The organism is Desulfamplus magnetovallimortis, from assembly GCF_900170035.1.
Classification (GTDB): domain Bacteria; phylum Desulfobacterota; class Desulfobacteria; order Desulfobacterales; family Desulfobacteraceae; genus Desulfamplus; species Desulfamplus magnetovallimortis.
The window spans coordinates 515,383-541,343 of sequence record NZ_LT828540.1; the positions used below are offsets into that span (position 1 = coordinate 515,383).

Sequence of the window (25,961 nt, forward strand, 5' to 3'; positions counted from 1 at the left end):
CACTCAGGCAGAAAATTTGGCTTCATCAAGCACCTTACGAATAACTTTAATAAGATTTTCGGCAATCAAAGGTTTTTCATAATATTCACATATTCCCATTGCAGCCGCTTTTTCTGCATCAATGAGATCACTGTGTCCGGTACATATGATAATGGGTTGATCTGGTTTTATTTCAAGTATTCTTTTTGCAAGCTCCACACCTGTCATTTTTGGCATAGTAACATCAGTGATTATAAGATCAAAGTTAGCAAAATTTTGTTTGTATTCCAATAAAGCGTCAACTCCATTGGAAAAAACTTTAACTCTGTAACCATAATCTTTAAGCAACTCCTTTGTTGATGTGATTATACTCTCTTCATCATCAACCACCATTATAAATTCGTTCCCACCAGATATGACAACAGGTTCTGGTTCCGTAAAATTTAATGCAGATGAAGATTGAAACACCGGAAGATATATTGATATTTGAGTTCCTCTGCCAACTTCACTGGTTAGGTCGATATAACCATTATGACCTGCAACAATTCCATGCACAACAGCCATGCCAAGCCCTGTTCCCTTGTTTACAGCTTTTGTTGTAAAATATGGTTCAAAAATTTTTTCCATGGTCTCTTTATCCATTCCTTTACCAGTGTCATGTACAGTTAATTTTATGTACATTCCAGGCTCAATGGGAGCAATGGAAAAGATGGCAACATCCGACCCATCAGGAAGCTCGGTTCTCTCAAGTGTAACAGAGATAACTCCACCTGTCTCTTCCATTGCATGATAGGCATTGGTGCACAGGTTCATCATAATCTGATGAATCTGAGTACTATCTCCAAGGATTACACTGTTAGTTGAAATATGGCTTTTAATGTCAATGGTTGAAGGGATTGTTGAACGTATCATCTTGAGAGCTTCCATAACTATGGATGATACTTGCAAAGGCTGTTTTTTATGTTCTGTATTGCGGCTGAAGGTGAGAATCTGCTTTACAAGTTCGCCTGCCCGCTTGCTGCTGATATCAATTTTATCAAGATAGATGCTTAATTTTTCAGGATCTGAAAGGTGAAGCATTGCCAATTGGTTATAACCAAAAATTGCTGAAAGGATATTATTGAAATCATGGGCAATTCCACCTGCAAGGGTTCCTATTGACTCCATCTTCTGAGCCTTCTGAAGCCTGAGGGTCATGGCTCTTTTTTCCTGCTCTGCAACTTTAAGTTCTGTAATGTCCCTGCCTTCAACAATAAGAAAAAGCACATTTCCAAATTCGTCCAGTACAGGCTTTATGGAGATATCAATATTTCTGACATCACCTGTTTGAGTGATATTGGAAGTGTTATATCTTACAAATTCCCCTTTGCCTGCAAGCTCTATTGATTTCTTCAATTTTCTTTGAACTTCAGCATCGTGATTCCACCACGGAGTTTCCCAGAAAAAGCGGTTTTTAACGTCCAGGGCACTGCAACCTATCAGATCAAGAGCTGTCTGATTGACATCCTGTATAATACCTGATGGAGAAAGAACACCTGAAAACTGAAAAAGTTGATCAAAAAGGCCTCTGAGTTTAAGCTCCTTCTCCTTAAGACTCTTCTGTGTTTTGATATGGTTGCAGATCTCTTTGTTAAGATTTTTATGATATAGATCAAGCCTGTCCATAAATGAATCAAAATATTCAGAAAGTTTACCAAATTCATTGGGAGCATTGTAATTCATCCTGATTGAAAAGTCACCTTTTACACCAGATTCAAGCTTTTTCATCAGCACTTCAAGGGGCCTTGTAAGGAGTCTGCTGATAATATAGGTAAGAATAATTGAGGTTGATATTGCAATCAAAAGAATAATTAATATAAGTCTTTTAAAAATATCCAAAGGCTCATATATTTCTTCCACATAGCTTGAAGAGCCTACAATCCATTTATATTCAGGCAGATGGTCAAATATTGCGATCTTTTTCCTTTCAAATTTTTCACCAGGATTTTTCCAGCTATATCTCAACGTGCCTTTTTTTATATTAATTATTTGTAAAATTACTTCATACAGAGAGTTATTTCGCTTAAAATGACCCAAATCGTCAGCAGCCGGATGGACAACAGGGATTCCATCCTCTCTTATTATAAAAGCATATCCGGTTTTTCCGCTTTTATATGAAATCACAATCTCCTTGAAGTCATCTATATCAATAAGATAATTGAATTCATTGCGATAGGATGATACCGAAATAATCCAGTCCAGGGGTTTGAAATAGGTCATATAAAGGGCCTTGGGGCGGGCATAGGGTTCGCCAGGGTTCTGCCAGTTATATTCAATATAACCATCTTTGATCTCTATCTGTTTTCTGACAAAATCAAAAGATGAAACATCAGAGCCTTTTACAGCGTTGTTTGGATGAACAACAACTGTTGCATTGCTGTCAATGCAATAAATATATCCGCTTATACCAACGCTCTGGGACAAAAACACCTCTTCAATCATCTTGATGGCTTCCTCTCTTATAAGTAGCCCAGAGCGATATTTATTATAATAATACTCGGCAATATCAAGATTTTTTTCGGCAATGGCGCAAAGCCTGTTTTTGATTGAGACAGATGCGGAGGCTTTAATCATTTTGACAAGGGCATCTGTTTTTTCATTTAACTCCTTTTCAATATTAGCCATAAGAACTTTTTTGATCTTAAAATAGGATATCCCGCTTCCTGCTATCATCAGCGGAATAAAAACAACCAGAAAGGTCAATAAAAGTCTGTCTCTGATTTTTAAATTTCCTGAGATCATCTTGTTCCTTAAGTCATGGCCGAATTCAACTGCTACTCCCAACCATGAAAATGGTTAGGGTCTTTTCACGATAAAAAAAAGAGGGACGTTTAGGCATCTTTCATTTGCAAGTTTACATTTTCCTGAACACAATGCCGGTTTTTCCAGTAGCCTGTTCCGGAAAGTGTAAAGAACTTTATGCACGATATTAAGGATGCCGACGTTTAAAAGAAATTTACCATGACAATGCTGCTTTAACAAGGAGTTTGTCCACTAAATATCCTTATGAATTGCTGACAAAAATTCATTTGCAATTGCCACAAATGATGTTAATAATAGAAAAAAACAAAAGAGTGCTTAGCGCCCTTCGGGCGGGCTTTTCCATAACTACTTGCTTTTGCAGGTGATAAATTGTAATTCTTATACGATTATATTATTGCAATGTCAGCACTTATTTTAAAACTCATTCTTTTACAGGGATTTAAAGAGTTAACTCACAATGAAAGTTTTTCCCCTGCACACTTCTGATAATAATTGCCTGTCAGATTTTTCCGGCTCCTCGGATAACATTAAAAAGGTATCCGTCAATTCCGACACACATGATTATCCAGGTAGATCTGATGATTCAGAAATATTTGATAATGCAGAGACATCTGATCATTTCGAACACACCAAAACATTTCTTTCAAAAAAAATACTTAATACAAACAATGCAAAAAATGAGATTCTCCAAGACTACAAAAATTGTACCATCAGCAAAGAGGTTACAGAAGAGGATTACAACATTTTTTTCAGCGTGGTATCAACAGATCTTACAAGCAAACAAATATGTTGCATAACAGAGCCTACACAAACATTTCCACGTCAAAAAGCAGTGCTTGCGGTTCACTGGCATCCTGAATTTATTCCCATTGAAATGATTGACAAACGTATTGAACAGATGTTTCCCAACCGTGAAAAAGAGTTGATCATTCCAACCCAACACAACGAAATCATGAGCTACAAGGGATTCTCGGGGGTTGAAGTGGACTGCTGGTCACGGGGATTTAACCAGAAAATTCAACTGCTGCTCCATTTTAAAAATGAATCAACAAAAAATGCTCATATGCTGAAAGATATGCTTGCACACACTTTTAAGTACAGATCCTCCCAGCTTTTTGAGTTTATTGATACAATCACCAAGCCACATGAAGAGCGTATTGAAGCTGCAGCAAAGCAAACCGGAGCCAACTCCGATCTTATCAGGTTTGTCCAGATTCATGTTGCAAAAATTGAACAGCTCATTGACCAGAACCTATCAAGTATTCCTGCCCAATCAATTAAAAACAAGGTTTTGAGAAATTTTTTCGATTTTCTTCGCCCAAGATACGGTGATCAATTGATTGACAGAGCACAAACATTCCTCACTGCCGTGAAGCAGCAAGTCAAAGCTGATTTTTCCCTGGAATATTTCTTCAGGACATCGGAAGTAATTGAAGAGGCAAGATCGCTAAATGCCGGAATTATTATTCCTCATCCAGAGCAGTTCTGGCCGGTTCTTCTGGCTGATTATGATGTTGACGGCGTGGAAGTATGGAATCCACAGTCACAAAGATATACAGATTTTCTCATTTCTGTTATAAGGGATCTTAACAAAAAACAGCACCACAGCGACAGGCCATTACTTATATTCATGGGAGATGATACCCATTTTGGTGAAAAAGTAATCCATCCTGACAGACAAAACCTTATGAAAGCAGCAAGAGAGATCGGTATCCAACCGCCATGGGATGATCTTAACATTGCAAAGGCCCTTGTAATGTCTGGTATAAACCGTGAAAAAGTAATTGACGAGTATAAAAATCGCATAAAATAACGGCATCTTTCATTTATCGGTTTACACTTTTTTTGAACCATGATTTTTTTGATTACAGGATTACCTTGATTATAATCATGTTATTCCTATAATCCTTTTAATCATGGTTCAAAATTTTCAGAAAAGTGTAAACTACTTTTTGAGTCGATATGAAAGATGCCAAAATAACTTCACAATTTATACTATTATTTATAATTATTTTTCATTTAAAAAAACAGCTTAATAAACAGGAAACCACTTTCCATCCATGAGAAACATCCTCGCAAATTTCAAATTTCTTGCCATTGAAACTGAAAACCAGATAAAGCTTACACGTGGTCTGCTGTCGGATTTCAACCTTGAGGTGCTGGAAAAAATAGGCGCCAAGGATGATTACATCGACAATCTGAAAACCACAGTGGAAAACGCCTGTTTTTCAACTATTGCAACACTTAAACCTGCCGGAAACCAGGACGCCATCACAAGGATCAGAGCAATACACATTATGTGTATAAATCTTGAACGAATTGCGGATTTCTGCGTCAATATCACCCGCCAGACAAGGTTTCTTTCAAGCTCGGAGTGTATTCAAAAATACGATTACAAAACCATGTTCAATGTAATCCAGCGTAGTATCTCAACCATTATGAAAGTTTTTGATGCAAACGATCTTAATGGCGCACTGCAAATCTGTAAAGCTGAGTTTGAGCTGGATCGACTCTGGGAAGATAGTTTTAAAATCATACTTGAGGATCTTAAAAAAGGTCAAAGTGTTACAGATCTCATCACCATCATTTTCATATTTAGATATCTGGAACGTATAGGAGACTCAATTCTTAACATCGGGGAAGCACTTATTTTTGCCATCATGGGTGACCGCATCAAAATAAGGCAGTTTGAAGCCCTTGAAAAGACCCTGTCAGAATCAGGCTTTGAAGGAACCCTTAACGATATTGATTTTGCATCAATATGGGGCTCAAGGTCAGGATGCCGTGTTAGTAAGGTGAGCCGGAAAAAACCTTCCGGATTCAAGGCTCAGGGAATATTCAAAGAGGGAAAAACCGAAAAGATCAAAAAAGAGCACCAGAATATATGTAGATGGGAGACCATTCATCCCGGACTTGCACCAAGGGTTTTTGGTTACTACGAAAAGTACGACACAGCATCAATGCTTGTGGAGTTTCTGTCAGGTTGTACACTGGATCAGATTTTACTCACAGAGGAGCCTGAAAATATCAACAACGTTCTCTTTATTTTTGAACAGACTGTTATGGATATCTGGGAAAAAACCTTGAAACCAGTAGAAATACAGACTGATTACATGGCACAATTGAACAAACGCCTGAACGCAATCAAGCGTGTCTATCCGGAGTTTTGCAGAACCGTAAAAAAAAATACAGGGAGCGCCGACATTCGCAGCAAATACACCACCCAGTCCCTGATCATATCATGCCAGCAGATTGAAAAAAGTATCCCTGCACCTTTTTCAGTATTTATTCACGGTGATTTTAATACCAACAATATTGTTTACAACCATGAAGAAGAGAAGATCAACTATATTGATCTCCATCGTTCAAAAGATGCAGACTATGTTCAGGATGCATCTGTATTTCTGGTTTCTAACTTCAGAATGCCTGTATTTGAAGCAGAATTCAGAGAGCGTTTAAGCCGAACAACCCTTTATTTTCTGAATGTTTTCCGAACATTTGCAAAGGATAACAATGATACCACCTTTGAAGCAAGAATGGCACTGGCACTTGCTAGATCCTTTTTCACATCAACACGTTTTGAGCTTCAATATGAATTTGCAGGACAGATGTGTCAAAGAGCACATATGCTCATGGAAAAAGTTCTAAATCATAAGGATAAATGGGAGAATTTTACACTTCCAGACTCAATCCTTATCTATTGACAATCAAAAATGTAAAAATTCATAATGGAAATATCCACATGAAAAAAATAGGCATAATCGGAACCCCTGGTGGTTGGTCTTCAGAAAGACTTGCTGATACTGTTGAAAGGAAAACAGGATACAGACTTCTTGTTCCACTAAACACTATTTCCTTTGACCTTGAAACAGGAAGCGCCTGGTTTAAGGATACTGACATCTCAAAACTTGATGCCCTGATTATTAAAAAAGCGGGACGGCATTACTCTCACAACCTCCTTGATCGTCTTGAAATCCTGAGAGCCATTAACGAGAAAGGGCTTCAAGTCTTTTCCAGCCCTTTAAGGATTATTCGTGTACTTGACCGCCTTACCTGCACTGTAACACTTAAAAATGGCGGAATACCCATGCCACCTACCACCATTACAGAAAATCATGATGCTGCTGTCAAGGCTGTTGAAAAGTATGGAGAAGCGGTTTTCAAGCCCCTATTTTCATCCAAAGCAATGGGCATGAAGATAATGCGTCCATCCCCTGAACTTGAAAATCAGATAGAACTTTTCACAAAAAAAAATTCAATGATGTATATCCAGAAAAAAGTAAATCTTGGGGGAAAAGATCTTGGAATTGTTTTTCTTGGCGGAGAATATCTGGCAACATATGCAAGGTGTAATGACGGTTCTTCCTGGAACACCACAACAAAATTTGGTGGAAAGTATCAGCCATATACTCCATCCAGTTCAATAATTGAGATAGCATACAAGGCACAGGCGCTTTTTGGCCTTGATTTTACATGTGTGGATGTGGCAGAAACAGACAACGGGCCTGTTGTCTTTGAAGTTTCTGCATTTGGTGGCTTTAAAGGTATCCTTACTGCCTGTAAGATTGATGCTGCTGAACTTTATGTTGATTATGTGTTAAATAAAATAAAAGCATAACATAAAGACCTCAAACCGGATGAATCTGCAAAAAGTGGGATTCCAAGAACTATTCAGTCATAACCCACTGGATTTATTAATAACGTTTTTGGCATTTCCGCCTTTTTAAGATACCATAAAAAGCGATTTTTAATGGACTTAAAAAATTATAATTAACAGCACGCTTGCAACTCTCTTTTAATATGTGCTATCTTGACTTTCAGTTTTGACAAAACACCTCCTGATTTATACAAACAAAATCGCAAAAAAAGCTTAGTATTCGGGTTTAATTAACTTACCCAAGCTCCCCATGGCAAGCCTGTAAGAGGTAGCTGGGGGTGAGATGAATGGGCAAGTTATTAAAAATCAATTCATTAGCGCCCTTAGGGCGGCCCTTTCCACAACATCCTGTTTTTGCACGGGAAAAAATGGATTTTTTTTACTATTAAATTATTTGGAGACATTTATGAAATATTTATCCATTCCGCAGATAGCTACAAAACTTGATATAAATGAAAATACTATTCGCAGATACATTACACGTTTTTCAATGTTTTTCAATGATATCCAGATCAGTGACCAAACTGAAAAATATGCTCCTGATGCAGTTAATATCATTCGTGATATTAACACATGCTACAGCAAAAAAGGGCTTCGTAAAGATGCAATAATAGAGCTTCTTGGTGAAAAATACACCTGCAAGACCCCTTCTGCTCCAGAAACCAATGACAACACAGCTAACGGAACATCTATGAAATCTCTTTCCAGTGACACTCAGGCATTAAGTGATATTCAGGGATTAGTTGTACGAATGGAGAACATTGAATCCAAGATTGAATATATACTGGACAAAATCATAAACAATCTGCCATCTTCAACAACAGATCAAGATCATAGTGTTCATTCAGGCAAAAAAAATCATGTGTTACCTGAGGTTGAAAGAGAGACAAACCTGCCGGAAAAAATTGAAGAGCCAGCAGCCCAGAAGAAAATAGAAGAAGAACCTATTAAGATAAAAGAGGAAACAGCTTCAGAGGCAAAAATAGAAGAACCGGACACAATAGATACCTATTCTGAAGTTGATTCCGGATTATCCAATGAAAATTCTATTTCAAAAGACTTAACAACTACTGATAGTGAAAGTGATAGTGAAGAGTTTGATAAAGATCAGGTCAGCAAAGTTATTGCTAACCTTAAAGATAACCAAAATATGACATGGGTTGAGATCTCTTACCAGTTGAAAGAAATGGGCTACAGGCCACCAGACAAAAATAGAGAACGTTTTCACCATTTAGCAATAGCTAATTATTATAAATATGGAAAAAATCGTTTTTCAACTGAAAGTATTGATAATGCATTAACTCCGCAGTTCCCTGACAATCAGAATGATGAACCCAAAAACAAATCATTGGAAACAGATCAACAAAAATCAAGCATATCTTCTGAAGAGAAAGAAGAAAATTCTTATCTATCTGACTCAAAAGAACAAAATGGGGTAAAAACAGACGATAAAAATGCAACTGACAATATACAATCGTCCGATAAAAATGAAAAAAATAACTCTGATGATATAAAATCCTCCGACGAAAGCGAAAAAAATGAAATTGAAGATTTCAAATCTTCTGACGAGAATGAAAATGAAATAGAAAATTTGAAACCTTCTGAGGCAGCTAATACTCCTGATTGGGAACAAAAGGAGGAGTATCGGGAGTTCACATTAAACCTGATCCTTAAACTGAAAAAATCTGGTATGACCTACAAGGAGATAAAAGAGACACTTTACAAAATGGGAATAAAAACCCGTAAAGGCATGGATAAATGGAGTACAGGTACCATTGGCAATATTATCACTGCTGCTGATCAATCCGGGTCAAAAAAACGTAAAAAAGCAAAGAAAAGCAAAAAAACAAAGAAAAAATGATACAAAAAATAAGATTCAGCATTTTCAGGATATAAAAACTGCCCTGGCTGTCATCAGACAGCCTTAATCATGAAAATGCGGAGATCTGTTTTCATGATAAATATGGCAGAGAGGTGATCAATGATTTCCAGTACATGGTCAGCAACACTTGACTCTTTGATATCAATGCAAGAACATGTTTCGTCCCTTGCAGTTGAGGCCGGAGCCACAGCAAAGCAGTCCTTGTCCATTTCCCTGATAGTGGAAGAGATTGCCGTCAATATAATCAACTACGCCTATGACACGGAAGAATCACAGACCATTACCATTGAGTTTGATAAAGATTCAGATCATATATATATATCCTTTATTGACACAGGCTACGCATTTGATCCTTTATCCGCAGAAGAACCTGATACAACAAAAGATTTAAATGATCGCCAAATAGGAGGCCTTGGCCTCTTTTTGGTTAAACAGATGGCTGATGATATTAAATATAACAGATGTGACAACAAAAATATTCTTACAGTTACTTTAAATTTGACCAACTGAAAGGCTATATACGGAGGAAAAATGGTTCATTCTCTCCAATCTAAAATCTTGATTCTTATTGGCGTAATTTTTGTTGCCACCACTGGAAGTATAATTTTTATTACTCAAAAAGATGTTAAAAATGCTGTGTTAAACACAGAGCAGAAAAATATCGAGAACATAAAAAATATTATTCACATAAATGTTGAAGGAAAATATAAAACCCTTCTTCTTGATAAAGTTGTTCTAATAAAGCTTTTGAAAAACCAGATTAAGAATGAGAATGTAATTCTTAAGAATGCAATTAACGAAATTTGCAGGCTATCGGACAACGAAACCGATGCCAGAGAGCAAATGGCATCATGGCTGAAAACAATAAGCATCTCATCAGATTTTTTTATATCTGACAAAAACTGCAAAATTTTTTTTCATTCTAAGGATATTCTAAAAGGGCAAAGTCTGGAAGAGATAAAAGATGTCAAATCAAAACCAGTTTCCTCAAGTATTAACAATACAAACTTACCTTTTGATAAATTTGCTGTTTTTTCCTGCATGTCAATAGACAACAAAAAACTGGCATACATAACAACACTTTCCCGTTGGGGATGGTCCATTGGAGTTACAAATGACATATCAAGGATAGAGACCGAAACCCAGAATAAAATTGATGAGATTATCAAAGTACTAAAGGAGAATTTTGACCAAATTAAAATTGCAGATACAGGAACTATTTTCCTTTTTGACAATTTAAGGAAAATATTGATTCCACCTGCTGAAAAATATACTCCTGAAATATCAAATGACCTTCTTGAAACTCTTATGGAATCTAAAAACAGCGATTCTCCATCAAAAATTCTTCTGAACCAAACAGAGATAAATGCCTACACATCCCATATAAAAGCCCTTGACTGGTATATAACAGCCCTTGTGCCTGTTGAAGAGATTAAAAGCCCTGCAAATAAACTTGCAGCAGGCCTTTCGCAAATCATCGGGGGTATTTTTCTTATTGGTCTTTTTGTTCTCATTATTGCAGTGAGGCGTTTTTCAGGACCATTGAAATCACTAACCATGAAAATCAAGGATATTCCAAGCCAGGATCTTACTTCTCCTGAGTTAACCTTGAGCCTGAAACAGGATTTTTTCACAAAGAGGAAAGATGAAGTAGGTGCCCTTGCAAATTCATTTATTTATATGTTCCAGGAGTTGCAAAAGAATATTAAGCAGCTAATTGCAACAACCGCAGCAAAGGAGCGCATTGAAAGCGAATTAAATGTTGCAAGGGATATCCAACTTGGAATCCTGCCTAAAATATTTCCTCCCTATCCGGAAAAAGATGCATTCACCCTTCATGCCTACCTTGAACCTGCAAGGGAAGTCGGCGGTGATCTTTACGATTTTTTTCTGCTGGATGAAGATCACCTATGTGTCTCAATTGGAGATGTTTCAGACAAGGGCGTACCTGCTGCACTATTTATGGTGATTACAAAAACCCTGATAAAAACCTATTCCGACAGCACAAGGTCTGCTTCAGATATTGTAACAAAAATAAATGAAGTTTTAAGCAAGGATAACCCTAATTGCATGTTTGTTACTCTGCTTATAGGTATCCTAAATATTAGAACAGGTGAGATGCGATATATTAATGCAGGTCATAATCCTCCGCTTATCAAATCAGGAAACGAGACATTTTATCAAAAAGGGTTAAGTGGCCCAATTGCCGGAGCAATGGAAGGAATTGAATACAAAGAGCTTTCTTTGACATTAAAAAAAGGCGATATGCTCTTATTCTATACAGACGGGGTAACAGAAGCCATGAACTCTGAAAAAAAGCTCTTCTCAGATGATCGTCTAAAGAAACTTATAGAATCATCAGACACCGTTATTCCAAAGGATATCATTGCTTCTGTTAATCGTGATCTTAAAAATTTTACCGCAGGAACAGCACAATCTGATGACATTACAATGCTGGCATTGGTTTTCAAAGGTGAAGAATGAATTATTATTCTAAACAAAGACCTTCATCAAAAAAAAATCAATTTACTTTAAATTTTCTTAAAGGGATTATTGTTTTTTTTATTGTTTTTCTCTTTTTTTCAATCAGCATTCTGAATGCTGATTTCACAATTACAGATGAGAACTACACAAAAACATTCTATATTGACAACAGCCAAAGCGAAACTTTACCCTCCTCCACATGGAATGCATCAGATACACAACATATAGTTTTCAAATTTTTAAGTGAAGCTCCTGGAGCAGCCCAGCCCGAAAATCCCGTTGACACATGTGATATTACAATTCCTGAAACAGAAACCGTGACAATCAATGAAGGCGTTTCCATAGATTTAGGTTCTGCTTTCAGACTTATTGTAAAAGGGGCATTAAACATCAATGGAACAGCAAAGAACAATGTAAACATTAAAGCAGGCAGAGGTATCCATTTTGAATCTGCTGTAATACCTTCAAATCTTGTTTACTGTACAGTAACCGATGGAGATTCAACAAGTGGAGGAGCATTATATGTTGAAAATTTTTCAGACCTTACACTTGATAACTGCACAATATCAGACAACAACGCTGTTTATGGGGGAGGTATTTTTTTAACAGATAATGCTGACATCACCATTAAAAACTGTATTATAACGAACAATAAGGCAACCATCTACGGAGGCGGCATATATTGTCTTAACTCCTCTCCAGATGTTGAGAACTGTCAAATTAAAAACAACAGTGGAGTAAGATTTGGCGGTGGAATATACCTGAGCTATGCCCATTCAAACATGAATGCAAACCGTATTACAGATAACAGTGCAGTTTATGGTGGAGGAGTTTTCATGCTGAATTCAAATCCACTGTTCACAAACAATATAATTTGTAATAATTTGGCTACAGCTTCAGGGGGCGCTATCCATCTTGAAAATTCCAATCCAACTATCTCTGCAACCACAACAGCCTGGAATGTTGCCTATGAAAGCGGGGGCGGTATTCATATGGATTCTTCCTCACCCCATATAATCAATACAATTATTTATGACAATATAATGTCACCTGGAGAAGACCCAAACAGCTTTGCCAACCAGATTTATCTTACCGCAAGCTCTCTTCCTGAATTAACCTTTTGTAATGTCATGGGTGGCTACGAAGATCTACTGGGAACAGGCACTGGAGAGATAGTATGGTCATCCACAAACATTGACGCACCACCAATGTTTGAAAATGCCTCTGAAACAGCAGGACCTGACGGAAACGGCTCTGATGCAGACTGGCACATAAAAGCTGATTCTCCATGTATAAACAGAGGCTCTTCTACTGCACAGTTTCAATCAACAGACATTGATGGGCAGCCAAGGCCATATAATGAAGCTCTGTCAGGTCAATATCCATATGATGAAATTTTTACCGATATGGGAGCATATGAGTTTCAGAATAATCCTCCTTTTATTGGAGAGAATGGAGATGATATCACACTTGATTCTATTGAAATGAGCCAGAGAGAACAGATTGTAATTGAAGGAATCCCGGATGGTTTTGATGTTGACGGGAATGATGTAAAAATACTTTTTTATAATCCATCTGAACAAACAGAAACCTCTAAAACCAAACAACTATTTTCAGAAGACCTGGCAGACCAGTATGGTTCAACCTATTCTGTGTACTCGACTGTCCAGTATGGCTCAACTGATTCCGTTGAAGCAACTGACCAGAATGGCTCAACCGATTCCGTGGACGCAACTGACCAGGATAGCTCAAGTGATTCCATGGAAGTAAACGACCAGGATAGCTCAACTGATTCCATGGACGTAAATGACCAGGATAGCTCAACTGATTCCATGGATGCAAATGATCCTGATAGCTCAGCAGATTCAGGAGAAACAATAGACACATCATCATACCCCTCCGAAACAGGAACATTTTACCAGTATGAGATAGACGGGGATGATATCATAAAGGGAGCTGCTCTCTATAACATGGACACAATAACCGACCCTGAAAACAGGCTCATTTATGTCCCCCCCAATGTTGAACAGAGTTTCACTGTTGATTTTCAATTCAAGGCACATGACGGAATAAGTCTCTCTCCAAACAGTGCTGTAATCTCCATTTCAGTGGATGCTGCGGCACATCACCAGGTTCTAACAGAGTCAGGAGTTACAACATACTACATTGATAACACATCAACATATCAACTTACATCTTCTGACTGGAGCAAAGCCCAAGCATCGGAAATCAAATTTGATTTCCTAAAAAACCTTGATGGACAGCCTACTCCTGACACTTCTGTGGAATCATGCGAAATTATTGTTCCACCAGGCCAAACTATAACAATCGGTAATGGGGTTACAGTTAATTTAGGAAAAAACTTCAGTCTTACCATAAAAGGCTCTATTCAGGCTATAGGAACAGAAGATCAGCTCATTCAAATAAAAGCAGGAAAAGGCATTGCTTTTACTTCAGATGCAACCCAATCCCTGTTAAGTTATTGTAACATAAGTGATGGCACCGGAACAGCAGGCGGAGCTCTCTATGTTGAAGGCTTTTCTGATCTTGTAATTGATAATTGCAATTTTTATTCAAATTCTGCAGAGAGCGGAGGGGCAATTTTCCTTTTGGACAATGCAGATGTAACCATAAGAGATACAAGAATAAACAATAATACTGCAGGAAGTTTTGGCGGAGGAATCTGTTCTCTCAATTCATCTCCACTTATTGAAAAAACCGTCATTAACAACAATATGATTATGTCACAGCAAAATCTTTATGGTGGTGGAATTTACATGAACGAATCATCACCGGAGATTAAAAACAGTACCATATGCGATAATAGCGCCGTTTGTGGTGGCGGTTTATATTTGGAGAAATCGGTACCTGTTATCGTAAACACCATTATCTGCAATAACCTTGCTGATGCTTCCGGAGGAGGTCTTTACCTCAAGAGATCAAACCCGGAAATTGGAAATGCTACCATTTCAAACAACTTAAGCTATGATAATGGTGGGGGCATATATCTTGATGAGAGTTCTCCTGTTGTGATCAATACAATAATTTACGGTAACTCATTTTCAAAAGGAGCAGGCGGTACACTTTCCAATGATCAAATATTTCTTTCTGCACTTTCAGCTCCTCAGTTGAGCTACTCTAATATCATGGGTGGGATTTCAGGCCTTTCAGGTTCAGGTACACCAGCACTCTACGAATTAAACATTGATTCAATACCTTTGTTTGTATCACCAAGCCTTCTTGCAGGCCCGACAGGTTCAGGGGTTGATGCAATATGGTCATTACAGCCTGACTCTCCCTGTATCAACAAGGGTACCTCAAGTGCATGGATTCTGGATTCTGATATTAATGGCAATGAACGGCCGTTTAATGCTGATATGAAAGGAGAGTATGCCTATGATGAAATTGCCGTGGATATGGGAGCATTTGAATTCTCAAATAACCCTCCTTTTATTGGATCAGACGGAAACAGCAAAACCTTGCCCCTTGCCTATGTTACCGAGGGAAAGCTACTTTCACTGAAAATTGAGGGAGGATTCGATGTTGACAATGATCAGGTTTCAATAATCTATTATTCACCTTCGGAGAGTGATTCACAGGTGGAAGTTTCAAGCGATGAAACAGCAAAAGGCCGGATATACCAGTACAAAGGGGGCAATGGTGAAACAACTGGCGGAGAAGAAAATAACGATTCAACAGGAGAGGAACTTTTATCTTTTAGTTCCATAGAAGATTCCCTTTACAGAATATATTATGAACCTCCGGAGGTGGAGGAGAGCTTCACAGATACACTTATGTTTAAAGCATATGATGGAAAAAGTATATCTTATAATACCATTATAGCAAATATATATGTAACAGCTATTGATCATACCGAAAAAACTGAAATAACAGGAATACAGGAAAACAGGCTCAGTTTCCTGGGAAGTATTGATGAAAATTCAGCAGCAAGCGATTTTGATGCGGTGATTGCTGCAATTACAGAGGTTGCCGGCGCTGCCCTGACAGCTTTTAACAAGAACAATTTTTTAAACGGTGCAAGGATACTTGCAGCGAATGTGAATCTTGACAGCTCACAGAAACTCACTCTTCTGAATGCACTTGATCTTTTCTGTAGTAACAACCCTGAAAAAACAGAAGAGATTCTCTCACAATCACAGGCATCCCAGCTTCTATTTACACTGGAGCAGATAGAGTCCATCGCACCAATGACAGGAGATGAAATTAGAATATGTGCCAAAATAATTGACGATCTTGTGGGGCAGCAAAAAGGATTGGAGAGTCTCTCTAAGGAACTTCACGATCAGGTCAACAATTTAAGTAATGCATTGGTTGAGCAATCCAAAAAAGCTGACTTTGATATATACAATTATGAAGTTGGTGGTGCCCTGTTCCAGGCTGTGATTCACTCAAACATTGATACTTCAGAGGATGGCAATACAACTGTTCTTGATACACTTTCCGAAAATTCAAAAATGGATATCAATACAGAACAGGTAAACCAGATTCTTGACGATATCAACACAATCCTAAATGATCAGCAGTTAACAGATGACCAACATCGCCAGATAACAGAAATTCTGGATACTCTTATAAGCAGACAGGAGCTTGGAACCCTTATTCTTTCAGATACCCTCATTGACAAGATACAAAACAGGGCAGAACTTCTTGTTAACCGATCTGCATATCTTTTTGGGCAATTTTCAATGGATACTTATAGTAATATCAGATACTGGATTGCTGAAACTGACTTTTTAAAAAAGACAGATGATATCTTTACAGGGGATAATGATCACAAAATGCCAGGAGTTGTCATTTCATCATCAGCAGTTGCTGAACTTGCAGGCATGTTTGGTACAGAAAAGTTAAGGCTAACTGTTGTATATCAAAAGTTAACAACAACTGCTGACGGATCAATGCTTAGTGTATATTTCATTAATGAGGACTCAACGCCAATTATAATTGAGAATCTTGAAAATCCCATAAGAATAACAATTCCCGTCACAGATAAAAACCGAGTTGTTCCCAAATGGCATAATAGAGCAAAAGGAGAATGGACAGAAGACACCATTACAGATGTGGATGATTCAATAAATGGCATGATATCATTTAATGTCAATCACTTAACTGATTTTGCACTCTTCAGTAACAGTGACACAGATACTGACTCATCTTCTGATGAAGATCGCTCAGACACCAATCTCGGTTCATCTGGATGTTTTATCAACACACTGTTTAGTAATTAGCCTTAATAAACTTACTTATTTCTCAAAATCGATATCTTGTTGGCTTTATCTGCATTTATTGCATTTGTCTGAATCAAGATAACCAGGATTTACAGGATGTTCAGGATTTTTATCCTGTAAATTCATTATCATCCTGGGTATCCTGATTCAGACAGTAGTGACAAGGCTCAAAAGAGCATAGGTGTCGGATTTGAAAATTTATAGAAGTCAACAAAGTAGAACTTAAGGTATAACATACATGGCAGACACATCTGCCACAACGAAGCATGAAAGTCCTGAGAAGCCTGGAATCACGGGGACTTTCTTATAACGGCCATGGCAAACCCATCTTGCCACAACGAAGCATGAAAGCCCTGAAAAAAACCTTGCAATACGGGGACTTTCTTATAACGTACATGGCGGATTACCGCCACAATCGAAGGGATGAAAGTCATTTTCAAAACAGGCTGTTACGGAGACTTTCATATAAAAAAATTAAAAATGCCATGATAAAGAGAGCGTTGTTAAAGAAGCACTCTCATCATAATCATCACTGTTTTCAAGGGATCTCAACTCTTGTGACAGATCAAACTGAAAATAGTCTTTCCCCTCTTCAGAGACATCACCAAAAGCAACACCTGCACCAAATGTGATACCCGTTACATCGGGCCATGACCAGATTGTGCTATCTCCTGATACCATGGATTGATAAAATCCAGCCCTTACAGCACTTTTTTTTATAAACCAAAAGCTCTTGCCAGTTCATACTCTGCTCCAATGGAGAGCTTGTTGTATTTAAAAATCCTCGTTTCCACTACTTGCGCCCCCCCAGTCTGTTGACCCGAACTGGGCGCTTAGGCATATGTTTTCCTTAGTGGGAAAAGATTTATTAAAGGCCATGCCAATGTCAAAACTCTGTGGTTTGTCAAAAAAAATTGAGTTAATGCCCTGGTCATACTCATTTACAACTGCTTTATTACCAATATCCGTTGATGTCTTAAAGCGATAGACAGCCCCAAGTGTCAGGTTATATGATGAATCCTTGTTTTCAAAAAGTATTCCCTGGGCTCCTATTGAACCACTCAATCCCCCCCCACTATCTTCATTCATGTTGTAAACGTCAACCCATCCCCACTGATCCCTGTAAGATATATCAGAACCACCAATATCTATAAGCACCCACTCAAGTGTCATGCCAAGTCTCAGTCTGCCATCCAGAAACGCTTTTGCCACTGGAATACCCAAAATCTGGTAGGTTTCATGAACATGCCCCCATGCCTTCTGTCTGCTGCCATCATCATATGCCCAGTATTTTGCTGTGTAAGGAGAGTAGAAAAAAAGACCTGCTTCAAGTTCCATTAGTTTAAACCACTCCAGATTTACGATACTTCCCAAAAACCATGAAGTCTGATCTGTCTCAACGGGACCATATTCTTCATCAATGGTTGGCGCCTGGGACCACTCCAAAGTGCATTGAAGCCTTTTTGTTGAAAAACCGGCTGGATTGTACCATACAGAAGAAGGATCATCTGCAACTGCCGTGAAAGCACCAGCCATGGCTTTTGCTTTGGCTCCCGGATAGGTTGAAAAAGGGCTGGCAAATGCCTTTGGGGCCATACAAAAAAACAGTATTGACAATGAAACAAAAAAGAGAATATAGAATTTTTTTCCGTGCAAAGACATCTTAAAACCCTTTCTAACAAAGTTCTATGTGATATAACAGCCCGTCATCCTGTTCATCCGGCAACTGACCAAAAAGGATCTGATCCGGAATATCGTTAAATCGGAAATAATAGGAGTGTTGATCATCTATGATATTTTTTACAGCCCATGCAGAAAATTCATTTTTTCCAAAAGAGAGCTTAATCCCCTGCATCTGATATTCCAGAACCGTTTTCAAAGGCAGAAGACCGGATGTTCCAACTCCATGTGCATTAACATCAGAGATCAACCCGCCTGCCAGTACACCTTTCCACTCTTCTCCTTTAGCCGGCCCTGTTTCAAACCAGATTCCATATCCTTGATTGGCATGTATATCAATCCTGTACTCAGTTGCAATTTTGGGGACTGGAGTATTAGCCCTTGCCGTAAATTTTGCCCCAAGGGTTTTATCAGATAGAAGTATTACTTCTGATCCTCTAAAAGGGGTTGGAAGATGTTCCGGCATCAAAGAATCATCATCTGTCACAATGAGAATGGGAAATCCAATTCCTTTAATTTTTTGTACAGAGATTGCAAGAAGAGATAAACCATACCTTACGGTTCTTGACTCAAGTGAGTTCAATGGAGCATAAATGACCCAGAGAGCATTCTCCTTTGCTGTGATACTATCCCCTGGAGTCTGCCATGCCATTTTTTTTAATATCATCAACCCAGAAATGGCCATTTGCTGCAAGCCCATATTTTTTTGCAAGGAGAAGAAGTTGTTGAACAATTTTTTCTCCTTTTACGTTTTGAGTGTTTTTTTCTGCAACGGTTTTATTCTTTTCTATATTTTTTTCGGATTTTTCATTTTTGGTGTTTTCTTGGGAACTCAGAGCAGTTATCCATATTTTCTTCTGCATTTAAGACTCCTTATCCACTGAATTCAATGGTAAATGACTCATCTTCATCCACATCCAGAAATATTTTTGATGGCATCTCTCCCTGGCTCATGTGAGTCAATATTTCCCTTGAAATTCTGGGGAAAATATTGGCATTAAGAATATAGTCAATATTTCTGGCGCCAGTCTCAACTTCTGTACACCTTGCTGTTATCTGTGAAATAACACTGTCCGAACATACAAGGGTAATTTTGTTGTTCTCCATCAAGGTTTTTCTGACTTTTTCAAGCTTAAGCCTTACAATAAGCTCCATGGCATCTGATTTTAGGCTCACAAAGGGCAGCACCGTCATTCTTGCAAGCAGGGCAGGTTTAAAATATTGCGAAAGTACAGGACGAATGGCCGATGTCAAGACATCTATAAGCGCACTCTCTTCACCTGAGGTCATCTCCTGAATAATATCGGTGGCAAGGTTACTGGTAAGAATAATTACAGTATTCTTGAAATTGATCTCCTTTCCTTCGCCATCCGTGAGAATGCCCTTGTCAAATACCTGATAGAAAAGATTAGAGATGTCGGGATGTGCCTTTTCAACTTCATCTAAAAGTACAACAGAGTAAGGTTTCCGACGCACGGCCTCTGTAAGCATTCCGCCCTCTCCAAAGCCTACATATCCTGGAGGAGATCCTATTAGGCGGCTGACTGTGTGACTTTCCTGAAACTCACTCATGTTTATTATGACGCTGTTTTTCTCACTACCAAAAAGAAGATCAGCAATTGCAAGTCCTGTTTCTGTTTTTCCAACACCGCTTGGGCCAGCAAGCAGAAAGACTCCAATTGGTTGCCCAGGATTTCTGATACCTGCTTTTGAAGCCCTTATTACCTCGGCAATTGCGGTCAGTGCATGATCCTGCCCTTTAACACGATCACTCAATCTTTTTTCAAGGTTAATTATATCCTCAGCCTCATCCTTGACCATTTTTCCCAAAGGAATGCCTGTCCAGTCTGATACAACCCTTGCAATGACATCAGGATTTACCTCAAGCTGAATAAGGGCATTGTCACCCTGAATTTCAGCAAGCTCTAAATCAGCCTCGTGAAGCTTTAGTTTTAAAGATGATATCAAATCTGAATCAACATTATTATCATGTGATCTATTATTATTTTGTTCATCTATTTCCTGATCTTTTTGCTCCGCACTCTGGTTATCCTCCTGCTGGCCATTGTGCTGATTATCCTCCTGCTGGCCATTGTGCTGATTATCCTCCTGCTGGTCATTGTGCTGGTTACCCTCCTGGTGGTCATTGTGCTGGTTACCCTCCTGGTGGCTATTGTGTTGTATTTCATTTGTGTCGTTTACGGTTTCTTTTTCACAAAATGCGGCCTGAAGCTTTGCTCTCAGAGAAAGAACCCTTTCTGCTGCTGCTTTCTCCCTATCCCAATGTTGACGGATTTCTTCTGCCTCTGCCTTGCAAACTTCTATTTTATCCAGAATTTGATTAAATTGATCGCTATCAATAGTTACATTATTGTTTCTATCTCTCTCCATGGCATTTCTATTTCTTTCAAGGGCCTGGATCATTCTCTCCTTATCTTCAAGTACCGGTGGTTTTGTAGAAAGATTTATTTTAACCCTGGCACACCCGGTATCAAGAAGATCAATGGCTTTATCCGGCAAAAAACGACCGGTTATATAGCGATCTGAAAATTCTGCAGCAGCAGTGACAGCACTGTCAGTAATAATAACATTATGTGCCTTTTCATAACCCGGCTTAAGACCCCTTAAAATCAACTCTGTATCTGCAACATCAGGTTCATCAAGTTTTATTGGCTGAAATCGTCTGGAAAGCGCCGGATCTTTTTCAAAATACTTCTTGTATTCACTCCAGGTGGTTGCCGCAACTGTTCTTAACTCTCCCCTTGCAAGGGCAGGTTTCAAAAGATTTGCAGCATCTCCTCCTCCTGCACTTCCACCAGCTCCAATTAGAGTATGGGCTTCATCAATAAATAGTATCACTGGAGACTCATGTGCCTTTATCTCGTTAATCACGCCTTTTAAACGATTTTCAAATTCACCCTTCATACCTGCACCAGCTTCAAGCAGTCCCATGTCAAGCTCAAGAAGTGTCACATTTTTAAGAACATCGGGAACATCATTTTCGATAATTCTCAAGGCAAGTCCCTCAACTACAGCAGTTTTTCCAACCCCTGGTTCCCCCACGCATATGGGGTTATTTTTTCTTCTCCTTGCCAAAACATCAATTATCTGACGTATCTCTACATCCCGTCCAAAAACTGGGTCTATACCGCCCTGACGTGCTTTTTCCGTAAAATCATTACAAAAGCGCTCAATAAATCCCTCCTTCCCCTTTGAAGCAGCAGCTTGATCCGTTCCGGCAATAGCTGATTTTTCCTTAGTTGAAAGATTTTCGACAGAACCACGTGTAATTGACCAGAACTCTTCTATAAGGGTGTCTCTATTAATTTTTTTAAGGATATCGCCATAATTTCCGGAAATATATGCAAGTGGCCTTGAGAGAAGCGCACACACTATTCCGCCGGAACGAATTTTTCTCTCCCCAAGGTCAATGGAAGATACCATCCATCCATCCTGGAAAAGATCCAGAAGGCGCGGAGAAAAAACCGGTTTGCCGGAGTTACCAGAATTAAATTCTTCAAGGGCAGATTCAATTTTTTTCTGTAACGTACCTAACTCAATATTGAATTTTTGACAGATAAATGAAAAGTCAGAACGGGAGTCTTCAATGAGTTTTAGTAAGAAATGTTCCACAGAAACCTCATAATGGGTTCTGGCAACACACATGCCCGCACCACTTTGGAGTGTACTTGTACAAAAATCGTTCAACTGAAGCAACAGAGACCTTGTATCAACATTCACCATTATATTCCTCCCTTGAAACTATTTAAATTCTTTTTTTTTGATTTTCGTGTTATTTTGGCAAGAGAATCAGAAAACATATTTGGCTCTGGCTTGTCCAGGCTAGGAATAAATTTTAAATAACGTGCCCATTTAAATCAGGGAGAGCGGGCGTCACGGCCACTTCGTTTATCAAAATGGGAAAGTTATTTTGTGCTCATTCCTTATCTTAAACAAAATTAATAGTCATGTTTCAAAACTGTTTTAACAATTTCCGGACACTGCTTTTCAGAAAACAGCCATGTATTCCATCCAAGATTTGACCATTTTTGATTACCTGGAGCAGTTGAAGCTATTTCCTTTCCTGGCAACTCAATTTCAAGTTCCCACTCCAGCGGCTGGTTGACATAAAATTTTACAAGGTGTTGCAAGGCTTCAAATTTCTTCCGTCCAGGAAGAAACTCATGAAGTGTTGTTTCATTTGCCCCCATGATAACAATCTGATATTTGCCAGAAATATCTGTTAATTCCCTGCCAATAACACAATTCTCTCCAAGCATGCAATGACTCTTGCCAATCAGGGCAAGCTGGTCATCCGGTACGGTAACTTTTCTCAAAACACACTGATTTATGCAGACCTGTCCCCTTAGGTTAAAAAAATCTGAAATGAGGGTCTCAAGCCCCTCGGCTGATCGGGGAAACTGGAGTAGAAGTCCAGTATATTTAAGATAATGTTGGTGGTTTAATATCTTTTTTCTTAATTCCGGATTTTCAAGCCCAAGCAAAGCATAAAGCATCTCAACTGTATCATTATCTCGGGCTTCACATACCTGGTATAAAAGATTATATTTACTCCAGATTTTAAACAACAGTGGATAGAGACTGTAATTGATGATGTCAAGAAAATCACGTTTTATACTGCCTTCATCATTAAATTCCTCTATCAGATCTTCTGTATAAAAAGTAGGAAGCGGGGAATAGACACCGTAAATCCCTAAAAATGTTGCCGTAACAATATATTTGAAGTCACTTTTACCGCTGTTTACTCTCTCCACATGCGTTATATCTGTTCCTGGAAATCTGAGGGAGAGTTCGGGACGGATACGGATATAGTTCTCAAGAACAGTGTCTCTGTCAGATATTAGATTATCTTCTGAAGGTTCATAATTTAATAAAAAGTCATTTCCATGACTAATTCCATCTTTGGTGTCAAATCCTTCTCCAGCAGGCAGTTTTTTTACGTTTCCAAACCTGTTTCCATCTGAACTTGTATAATCCTTTTCAACTAATATATAACGAATTAAAAGACGAACCGCCTGAATAAAAGAGAATGTGCCGCATTTTTCAATTAGCTTCTCAATTATCTCATCACAATTTGATGGAGCCATTATGAAAATTTTCCTTTTTAAGGCATGCTTCATTTACCGTTTTACACTCTCCAGGGAAGCAACCTTATTTTTAAGGATATTTCTCAAAAAAGTGTAAAGTACTTTTGATGCGATATGAAGGACGCCCTTTTTAAGGAATGGGTTTGCAATAACATGCCCATTTAAACCCTTGAGCGTGGTTTCCCCGCCGCTTCGTTTAAATCAAAATGGGGGCATCCCTCTCCTGAAAGTGTAAACTGAAAAATGAAGCATGCCAAAATGGGAAAGTTATTTCGTACTCATTCCTAAATGGTGCGTGTAACTATTGATTATGCTACTTCAAAATAGTTTTACCAACCCTTGTCTGCCATGAAAATGACTCTCCTGAAAGTGTTTCTGTGATCACAAATCGTGTAAAAGTATTGATAGTGTTATATCTGCTGAAAAATTCATCCATAACAGCACCAAAAAGCAAAACATCCCCCATAGAGACAAAATGGTCTCTGCTCACTGTCATTTCAATTTTCTGCCCCCTTACAGCCATTCCTTTTATAAGCCTGTCCTCGGGTTGAATTTTCAAATCAACTATCCCCTCTATACGTTTGAGATTGGCTGCAACATTACCTTTGTCCCTGCTGTCGGGAAAAACATAGAGCCGAAGAATATTTTTTAAACTTTCGGCATCTGCAAGGGAGAGAATGTTAAGTGTTATGTGAGAGAGCATCCTCCAAAGTGTTACCCCTTCCAGTGGAGGATCAACACTTGATGTGGGAGGTGTAATGTTACTGAAATCAAGAAGTTCCGGAGAATTAAATGTGGGGTGGCAAATATCCCCAGGCATTATATGATCCGGTTCTGCTCCATTTGTGCAGGTAAGCTCAATGCTCAAGGTTTCCCTTGAAAAATTTGTTCTTTTTTTGAATAAAGGAAATGAATATGGACTTCCTGGGCATTTGTTATTGGCGAAATAGCTCTCGTTGCATTGTAAAACGAACGCTCTTCTCCGTCCGCTGAAAAGTGATCCATGGGTGCATATTCAACTGGAGTAACACTTCCCTGAATAAACCCGACAACCTTGTCAACACTGTAAATTTGATAACCTTTACCGGTTTTTGATGATGGCCTGACCCTTATCCGTTCACGGGTGTGATCCAGAAGAGAAGGCTCTGCATCATGTGGAAAAAGATTTACAACCGGTACTGAAAAAAGGGAAAACGTAGTAGCTGTCACAGTGGGTATCTCAAAAGGTGGCTCATTGAATTCAAAGAGAATCTCAAAGGTTGTAGCATCACCTTTGTACTTCCATTTATCAAGACCTGTAATATCAAAAAAAAGAAATTTCTGAAGAAAAATAAAGTATTCCTGTAACAGTGAAAAGCCAGAAAACGACTGGCCAGGATAGGATAAAAGTGAATTTTTCTTATCAAACCCAGGAAAAATAAAATCCTGCTCAGGTACAAAATAGGTTAAATCCTGGTTTTCTGAAATAATCCTGATTGAGGATAAATAGTTTGCCAGGCACCCAAAAAGTTCTGAAGCCTTTGAATAGGAATCTGATAAAAAAAAGGAGAGTTTTTTAGGTTTCCACTGATCAAGTGTAATATTCGAAAGAGAAAATGATATTGATATGTTAAAAATGTCGCCGGAAGAGGTTGTTCTTGCAGAGGTCACTTTGAGTGGATGCACTTCAATGTCGTAGCATGTCCTGAATTTACACTGAATGTCGTTTTTTTTTCTGTTCCAAGAAAAGTTCCTGAAGGGACATGAACGCTTTCCATCAAAGATGGCTTTGGAAAAAAAGAGACAATAGAGATAGCAGGGACAGGCCTCATGTAATGTGGATATAAAATATCCATAAGCCCATGTATAATTTCAGGAAAATCATCGTCAATCTTCTGCTGAATATGGCCTGTCAAAAAGGCAGTTCCCTCAAGAAGACGTTCAACATCTGGATCAACTGATTCCCGTGCAAGCATGGGAGCGGCTGCGGGATGAGCCTGTGCAAATTCCCTTGCAAGGTTTCTCAGTTTGTCAAGCTCGTTCTGGTAATACCTGCTGTACAATAAGATTCCCCTTGTAATCCGTCAATTTTCCGGCATCTTTCATATCATCCAAAATTAGTTTACACTTTGTTTATGAAAAAT

The 25,961-nt window shown here is 38.5% G+C and carries 15 protein-coding genes and 1 pseudogene; 7 read left to right on the forward strand and 9 right to left on the reverse strand.

Features of this window, described 5'->3' with window-relative positions:
- Positions 1–3 precede the first annotated feature (3 nt).
- Positions 4–2,760, reverse strand: a complete 2,757-nt coding sequence (locus MTBBW1_RS02190; protein ID WP_080798529.1) for a cache domain-containing protein — start codon at positions 2,758–2,760, stop codon at positions 4–6.
- 478 nt (positions 2,761–3,238) lie between these two features.
- On the opposite strand from MTBBW1_RS02190, the gene MTBBW1_RS02195 reads away from it, so the two are divergent.
- From MTBBW1_RS02195 to MTBBW1_RS02225, 7 genes are all read left to right on the forward strand, one after another.
- Positions 3,239–4,594: a hypothetical protein gene (locus MTBBW1_RS02195; protein WP_245809216.1), complete on the forward strand. Its 1,356-nt coding sequence runs from the start codon at positions 3,239–3,241 to the stop codon at positions 4,592–4,594.
- Positions 4,595–4,841: 247 nt separating this feature from the next.
- Positions 4,842–6,485, forward strand: coding sequence for a phosphate signaling complex PhoU family protein (locus MTBBW1_RS02200; protein ID WP_080798531.1), 1,644 nt, complete (start codon positions 4,842–4,844; stop codon positions 6,483–6,485).
- Positions 6,486–6,523: 38 nt separating this feature from the next.
- Positions 6,524–7,399: a GAK system ATP-grasp enzyme gene (locus MTBBW1_RS02205; RefSeq protein WP_080799673.1), complete on the forward strand. Its 876-nt coding sequence runs from the start codon at positions 6,524–6,526 to the stop codon at positions 7,397–7,399.
- Between the two features lie 445 nt (positions 7,400–7,844).
- Positions 7,845–9,299 (forward strand): recombinase family protein, encoded by a 1,455-nt coding sequence (locus MTBBW1_RS02210; protein ID WP_186441037.1) that lies wholly within the window; start codon positions 7,845–7,847, stop codon positions 9,297–9,299.
- A 120-nt stretch (positions 9,300–9,419) separates the two neighbouring features.
- Positions 9,420–9,830: an ATP-binding protein gene (locus MTBBW1_RS02215; protein WP_080798535.1), complete on the forward strand. Its 411-nt coding sequence runs from the start codon at positions 9,420–9,422 to the stop codon at positions 9,828–9,830.
- Between the two features lie 21 nt (positions 9,831–9,851).
- Positions 9,852–11,804 carry a SpoIIE family protein phosphatase gene (locus MTBBW1_RS02220; RefSeq protein WP_080798537.1) on the forward strand — a complete coding sequence of 651 codons (1,953 nt, stop codon included), beginning with the start codon at positions 9,852–9,854 and terminating at the stop codon, positions 11,802–11,804.
- Entirely contained in the window at positions 11,801–17,050 is a 5,250-nt protein-coding gene (locus tag MTBBW1_RS02225) for a right-handed parallel beta-helix repeat-containing protein (RefSeq protein WP_080798540.1), read from the forward strand. Before MTBBW1_RS02220 ends, MTBBW1_RS02225 begins: the two co-directional genes overlap by 4 nt.
- A gap of 474 nt (positions 17,051–17,524) precedes the next feature.
- Here MTBBW1_RS02225 and MTBBW1_RS02230 read toward each other — a convergent pair whose 3' ends face one another.
- From MTBBW1_RS02230 to tssF, 8 genes and pseudogenes are all read right to left on the reverse strand, one after another.
- Positions 17,525–17,731 carry a hypothetical protein gene (locus tag MTBBW1_RS02230; RefSeq protein WP_080798543.1) on the reverse strand — a complete coding sequence of 69 codons (207 nt, stop codon included), beginning with the start codon at positions 17,729–17,731 and terminating at the stop codon, positions 17,525–17,527.
- A 93-nt stretch (positions 17,732–17,824) separates the two neighbouring features.
- Positions 17,825–18,712 carry a hypothetical protein gene (locus tag MTBBW1_RS02235; RefSeq protein WP_080798545.1) on the reverse strand — a complete coding sequence of 296 codons (888 nt, stop codon included), beginning with the start codon at positions 18,710–18,712 and terminating at the stop codon, positions 17,825–17,827.
- A 13-nt stretch (positions 18,713–18,725) separates the two neighbouring features.
- Complete coding sequence (locus tag MTBBW1_RS02240) at positions 18,726–19,382, reverse strand: hypothetical protein (protein WP_139786631.1); 657 nt, start codon at positions 19,380–19,382, stop codon at positions 18,726–18,728.
- Positions 19,357–19,593, reverse strand: coding sequence for a hypothetical protein (locus tag MTBBW1_RS02245; protein ID WP_080798550.1), 237 nt, complete (start codon positions 19,591–19,593; stop codon positions 19,357–19,359). The genes MTBBW1_RS02240 and MTBBW1_RS02245 overlap by 26 nt, the downstream gene beginning before the upstream one ends.
- Positions 19,594–19,603: 10 nt before the next feature.
- On the reverse strand, positions 19,604–22,474 hold the full coding sequence (locus tag MTBBW1_RS02250; RefSeq protein WP_080798555.1) for a type VI secretion system ATPase TssH: 2,871 nt from the start codon (positions 22,472–22,474) through the stop codon (positions 19,604–19,606).
- Positions 22,475–22,689: 215 nt separating this feature from the next.
- Entirely contained in the window at positions 22,690–23,838 is a 1,149-nt protein-coding gene (gene tssG, locus MTBBW1_RS02255) for a type VI secretion system baseplate subunit TssG (RefSeq protein ID WP_186441038.1), read from the reverse strand.
- Positions 23,839–24,151: 313 nt separating this feature from the next.
- A complete protein-coding gene (locus MTBBW1_RS29920) occupies positions 24,152–24,706 on the reverse strand; it encodes a type VI secretion system baseplate subunit TssF (RefSeq protein ID WP_080798561.1) in 555 nt (184 codons plus the stop codon).
- Positions 24,703–25,880, reverse strand: a pseudogene (gene tssF, locus MTBBW1_RS29365) (type VI secretion system baseplate subunit TssF). Before tssF ends, MTBBW1_RS29920 begins: the two are co-directional and overlap by 4 nt.
- Positions 25,881–25,961 lie beyond the last annotated feature (81 nt).